At 78.4% G+C, this 3,310-nt stretch carries 3 protein-coding genes; 2 read left to right on the plus strand and 1 reads right to left on the minus strand.

Annotation, left to right across the window (positions count from 1 at the left end):
• The coding region (locus ACFUEL_RS37290) for a GNAT family N-acetyltransferase (RefSeq protein ID WP_380242277.1) at positions 1–287 on the plus strand (287 nt) is incomplete at its 5' end.
• A gap of 122 nt (positions 288–409) precedes the next feature.
• Positions 410–949 carry an AAA family ATPase gene (locus ACFUEL_RS37295; RefSeq protein ID WP_380242279.1) on the plus strand — a complete coding sequence of 180 codons (540 nt, stop codon included), beginning with the start codon at positions 410–412 and terminating at the stop codon, positions 947–949.
• Positions 950–997: 48 nt separating this feature from the next.
• Here the strand turns inward: ACFUEL_RS37295 and ACFUEL_RS37300 are convergent.
• The coding region (locus tag ACFUEL_RS37300; RefSeq protein WP_380242281.1) for a DUF4132 domain-containing protein at positions 998–3,310 on the minus strand (2,313 nt) is incomplete at its 5' end.

The following is a 3,310-nucleotide window of genomic DNA, read 5'->3' on the forward strand; positions in this document are numbered from 1 at the left end:
GCCGCGGCGGCCGGCTCGTCGCCCACCTGGACGGCGAACCCGTCGGCACGGGCGGCGTGCAGGTGGTCGACGGCGTCGCCCGCCTCACCGGCGGCGTGGTCGTCCCCGCGCACCGGGGCCGCGGCGTGTACCGGGCACTGCTGGCCGCCCGGCTCTCCTACGCGGCGGCCCACGGCGCGCGGATGGCCCTGGTCAAGGGCAACCCGGCGACGTCCGGGCCGATCCTGCAGCAGGCCGGGTTCGCGGTCTACGGCCAGGAGCCGGTCTACGCGCTCGCGCTGTCCTGAGCCCTGAGCCCTGAGGACGGGGCGGCCGCCGGGGTCGGCCGGAGGCGGCGGGGCCGACGTCCTCGGGAAGTGCCGTATACGTTCTTCCCGTCAAGGGTACGGGCGAGTGGAACGAGGGACGCGTGCTGATCGCGATGGCGGGTCTGCCCGGGGCGGGCAAGAGCACGGTGGCCGGGGCGCTGGGGCGGCGGTTGGCCGCACCGGTGGTGTCGGTGGATCCGATCGAGGCGGCGATGCGGCGGGCGGGGGTGGGGCCGGACCAGCCCACCGGGCTGGCTGCGTACCTGGTCGCCGAGGCGGTGGCGGACGGGGTGTTGGCGCTCGGGCAGAGCGTGGTCGTGGACGCCGTCAACGCAGTGGAGGCGGCCCGCGGGCAGTGGCGGGCGCTGGCCGCCCGGCACCGGGTGCCGGTGGTGTTCCTGGAGGTGGTGTGCTCGGACGCCGGGGTGCACCGCGCACGGCTGGCCGCCCGCCGGCGGGGCATCGAGGGCTTCCCCGAGCCGGACTGGGCGGCGGTGGAGCGGCTCAGGGCGGAGTTCGAGCCCTGGCCCCGGGAAAGGGCGGAGGGCCCCGGCCGTCCGGAGCGGCTGGTGCTGGACAGCCTGGACGAGGTGGAGTGGAACGTGTCGACGGCCCTGGGCTTCCTGGGGGCCGTCTCCTGACCGGGTCTGGCCGGAGCCGATCGGTGAACGCGCCCGGCCCAGGCGCGTTCACGAGTCGGCGCCGGTCAACTCCTCCAGTGCGGTGAGCAGTTCGGAGACGGCGAGGGCCGGCAGGTCGCCCAGGCGCTGGGGGTGGGTGGTGGCCGCGGCGGGGCGGGGGCCCGCGACGAGGCCCAACCACGCCTCGTGCAGGTGGTGTTCGGGGTGGGGTGCGCGGCCGGTGGGGTCGAGGTCGGGGGAGAGGACCAGGTTCAGGTAGCGGCCGCCGGGCAGCGGCCCGGCCAGCGCGGTGCCGCTGCTCCGCCAGCCCCGGCGGAGCAGCGCGCGCAGGGCCTCGGCCGGGACGTCGCGTCCCTCGAAGCGGTGCAGCCGGTCCCCGGCGGCCTCCTGCGGCGTCAACGCCAGGACGGGGCGGCCGAGTTGCGGGAACGGCTGGAGGATCTCGTAGTCGGCGAACAGCTCGGACCAGGCGCCCAGGGCGTCCCCGAGGTGCAGCGGGTGGGCCAGCCGGACCACCGCGTCCTCGGCGAGCGGGAACGGCCGGTCGTCGAGGTCGGCGAAGGTGCGGTCCTCGGCGATCCGGAAGGGGACGCCGTCGGCGGTCCACAGCAGGCGGCGCACCGGGTGCCACAGCAGCGGGTGCGCCAGGAACAGCGTCCGGAACTCCTCGGCGCTCCACGTCCGTTCGGTGACCATCGCGCGCTCCAGGTGGGCGAGCAGGTCGGTCGCCAGGGCGCGGACCTCCTTCTTCAGCGCGGCGTACCGCCGGCGGGCCGCCGCGGCCCGCTCCGGGTCGTCCCCCGGGCCCGGCGCGGGCAGCGCGGCCCGGCGGCCGCCCGCGCCGTCCAGCAGGTACGGCCGCAGCTGCTCGTCGAAGCGGACGGTGAACTCCCGTGCGCCGTAGTCGAGTCGGGCCGTGCCGTCGGCGTCCAGGCCCAGGCCGGGCACCCGGCGGTCGGCGAGCTGCTCGGGGGAGAGGCCCAGTGCGTCGGCGAGCTCGGCGGCCTTCTCCGCGGCGCGCTCCCGCACCGTCTTGGAGCCGGCCGCCCGGCCGAGCCCGTTCAGGTGCCGCAGCGCGGCGTCGGTGCCGATCGCGGCCAGCGCGTCCACGGCCTGCGACGCGTACCGGCCCGACCAGCCGGCCAGCTCCCGGGCCAGCCGGTCGGCGGTGCCGTCGTCGCCGAACCAGCCCAGCGCGGTGAGCGTCCAGCGGGTGTGGCCGTACGCGCCGTGCGCCCGCCACGACTCGAACGCCTCCTCGCAGAACGCCGCCAGCGACGCGGGCGTGCACACCTCGGCGACCTGCGCGAGCCCCGGGTACATCCCGTCCGACCCGTCCGGCCCGCCGAACGCCAGCATGGTCAGCACGTGCCCCGCCGCCTGCTCCGGCAGTGCCGAGCCGGAGGTCAGCAGCAGTTGCGGCAGCGTGTCGACCTCCTGCGCCAGCCAGCTGTACGGGATCCGGGCGGGCAGTGCGGCCACCAGCGGGTCGGTGTCCAGCAGCTGGGCGACGGCCCGCGCCGCCGCCGCCCCGTGCCGCCCGTCCGCGGCCTCCGCCAGCGCCCCGGCCCCGGCGGCGGCCGCGACCAGCCGCAGCGCCGCGACGGCCGCCGTCCGCTCCGGGCCGGGCTCGCCGAGCGCGTCCGGGACGAGCAGCAGCGCCCCCGCCACCCCGTGCCGCTCGAACCAGGCCCGGCTCTCCGCCCGGGCCAGCTCGCGCGACAGGGCGCGCGCCATCGTCCGGGCCGCCCCCACGCTCAGCACCGGGCGCAGCAGCGAGGCCCCGGTGGCCGGCCACCAGCGGGCCACGTGCTCCACCAGCGGCACCGCCGCCGGGCCGTACTTCGCGAGCACCGGACGCAGGTGGGCCCGCCCGTCGCGGACCTGCCGCGGCCGCCAGGACCGCACCACGGGGGCGAGCAGCTCCCGCGGGCCCTGGAGCAGCACCCGGCACAGGTACCAGAGGTCCTCCTCCTCGCCGACCGCCAGCGCGGCCGCCACCCAGTCGGTCGGTGCGCTCTCGTCCCCGGCGCCGGCCGCCCAGGCGTCGAACAGGTCGGTGCGCGCCCACTCCTCCCGCTCGCCGTCCTGCCAGTGCAGCTCCGTGCGGGTGTCGGCGGACAGCCCCAGCGGTGCGGCCGCTCCGCCCTCCCGGTACTGCACCTCGGAGTGGACGCCGTCGGCCAGGCCGGTGAGCACCGGCTGCCCCGGGCGCCGCCCGCGCTTCCACGGCGGCGCGACCAGCAGCGCGGGCAGTTCCTCGGGCGGCGCGACCGGGGCGGGCGGCCGGGCGGCGGGCCGGGAGCGGACGTACGCGGCCGTCCCGTCGGCGGCGGCCTCGGCGTCCAGCCGCTCCAGCAG

Origin of the sequence: Kitasatospora sp. NPDC057198 (genome assembly GCF_042670125.1) — a bacterium.
In the GTDB taxonomy this organism is placed as follows: domain Bacteria; phylum Actinomycetota; class Actinomycetes; order Streptomycetales; family Streptomycetaceae; genus Kitasatospora.